Origin of the sequence: Nocardioides sp., assembly GCF_035703625.1 — a bacterium.
GTDB lineage: Bacteria > Actinomycetota > Actinomycetes > Propionibacteriales > Nocardioidaceae > Nocardioides.
Window position 1 is genome coordinate 1 of record NZ_DASSXS010000046.1, and the last position, 2,052, is coordinate 2,052.

At 68.8% G+C, this 2,052-nt stretch carries 3 protein-coding genes and 1 pseudogene; 1 reads left to right on the top strand and 3 read right to left on the bottom strand.

Annotated features, from left to right (window positions below):
• A pseudogene (locus VFN12_RS17610) lies at window positions 1–661 on the top strand (IS30 family transposase); the annotation flags it as partial.
• Between the two features lie 74 nt (window positions 662–735).
• Here the strand turns inward: VFN12_RS17610 and VFN12_RS02070 are convergent.
• The 3 genes from VFN12_RS02070 to VFN12_RS02080 all read right to left on the bottom strand — a co-directional run.
• Window positions 736–1,155, bottom strand: a complete 420-nt coding sequence (locus tag VFN12_RS02070; RefSeq protein ID WP_325116889.1) for a pyridoxamine 5'-phosphate oxidase family protein — start codon at window positions 1,153–1,155, stop codon at window positions 736–738.
• The gene (locus tag VFN12_RS02075; RefSeq protein ID WP_325116890.1) at window positions 1,152–1,736 is read right to left on the bottom strand and encodes a hypothetical protein; all 585 of its coding nucleotides are present in this window, start codon (window positions 1,734–1,736) and stop codon (window positions 1,152–1,154) included. The genes VFN12_RS02070 and VFN12_RS02075 overlap by 4 nt, the downstream gene beginning before the upstream one ends.
• Before the next feature lie 177 nt (window positions 1,737–1,913).
• Window positions 1,914–2,052: response regulator transcription factor (locus VFN12_RS02080; protein ID WP_325116891.1), on the bottom strand; the 139-nt coding region annotated here is incomplete at its 5' end.

Below are 2,052 nucleotides of genomic sequence, written 5' to 3' on the forward strand. Positions count from 1 at the left end.
GGCGCATGCAGGTCTCGCACGAGTCGATCTACCGGTCCTTGTTCGTGCAGACCCGCGGCAGCCTGCGCAAGGAGCTGACCGCGCACCTGCGCACCAAACGGGCCACCCGGCGCCCGGCCGGGACTCGGCAGCCCGACGGACGCGGCGGTCGCCCGGGCATCCTGAACATCGCTCAGCGGCCGGCCGAGGCCGCCGACCGGGCGGTCCCCGGTCACTGGGAGGGCGACCTGGTGTTCGGCAAGTACATGAGCCCGGTGGCCACCCTGGTCGAACGCTCGACCCGGTTCGTGATGTTGGGGCCCTGCCGGACGGCCATAAGGCCGACGTCGTGGCCGAGGCCCTGGCGGCGAAGATCACCACCCTGCCCGCGGCGTTGACCAGGACTCTGACTTGGGACCAGGGCCACGAGATGGCCGCCCACACCCGGTTCACCGAAGCCACCGGAGTCGAGGTCTACTTCTGCGACCCCAAGTCCCCCTGGCAGCGCGGCAGCAACGAGAACACCAACGGCTTGTTGCGTCAGTACCTGCCCCGCTCCTTAGACTTCCGGACGCTGACCCAGGCCGACTTCGACGCCATCGCCGACCAGCTCAACGGACGCCCTCGACAGACCCTCGGGTTCAAGACACCATCACAAGCACTGGCCGAGGTGTTGCGTTGACGGCCTGAGCCCGCAGGCATGAGCGGGCACTTGTTCAGCGGTCCCGCTGCCGCCTGAGGCGCGTCCTCCCCGCCTCAGCCGGGAAGCAGGCGTCGTCCCGAGACAGAGAACGGGGTGACCCTGACAACGAGGGTCCGCACTCCGTCCGCCCACGGGAAGGGGAGGGACCGCTCGTCACTGGCCAGCTCGTCGGCCGGGACGAACGACGCGGTGCCACGGACCACGACACTCCAGCCGGACTGGGTGTAGTCGTCGAACTCGTCCACCTCGAACGCCACCGTGGCGGAGTCGAGGTGGCGGGCGATGGTGTTGGCGGGTGAGGTGCGGAAGAGCACCGTGTCGCCGTCCAGCACGTAGTTGACGGGGAGCACGACCGGCCCGTCCTCGTCGACGAAGGCGACGCGTCCCACCGATGTACTCCCCATCAAGTCGCGGCACTCCCCAGCCGGCATCTCGGTCAGCCGGCCGGGGAACCAGTGTTCGGTGGTCCTCATCGGAGCACCTCGTGGCGGCGGACCGGGCCGATCCGTGCCCACTGCTTGCCGAGGCCCCAGGTGTCACCGGACAGCGTCGTGGCAAGCACGACCATGGACAGCGCTCCCAGCAGGTGGTCGTCGACGACCGGGTTGTTCTCCAGGGGCATCGAGGCGACCCACATCATCAGGTAGAGCAGCGCCCCGGAGGCTGCCGCGATCCGGATGCCGGTCCCGAGGGTGAGGGCGAGGCCGATGCCAAGAAGCGCCAGCATGAAGAGCCAGTTGACCCAGGTGTCTCCCGCGATGTCGTTGAAGAACGACTGGAAGGGGTTGTCGGCCGGGACCCCGAAGGTGAGGAACCCGAAGGTGGGGCTGCCGCCGTTGATCCAGGCGTCGGGACCGAACCGGTCGACCGCACCGGTCTCGGGGTTCACCCCGGTGGCGTAGCCCAGGGCCAGCAGCTTGTCGAAGAATGCCCACAGGAAGGTCACGCCGAAGCCGATCCTCAGCGCTGCGAGAGCGCGCCGGGCGATGCTGTGAGTGACCACGTCCTGCTCGAGCATGACGTTGACATCGGACGGGTGATGAACAGTGCTCATGGCGTTGCCTCCGTTCGGGGCGCGTGGCCCGGCTTGATCTGACAGTTTCAGCCTGTCGGGTGGTGGCCCTGGGGAGCAGGGCCGTGCGACCGGACCTGGAGGGTCCTTGGTCCCGTCGGCTCCACACGCCGATCGAGTCGCCCGACCACCGCCAGCGGATCCGCCGGCGCGTCTCCGCTAGCCGCGGAGCAGCTTGGAGGCGAGTACGGCGGCCTGGGTGCGCCGCTCGAGGCCGAGCTTGGCCAGGATGCTCGACACGTAGTTCTTCACCGTCTTCTCGGCGAGGAACAGCCGCTCGCCGATCTGCCGGTTGGTC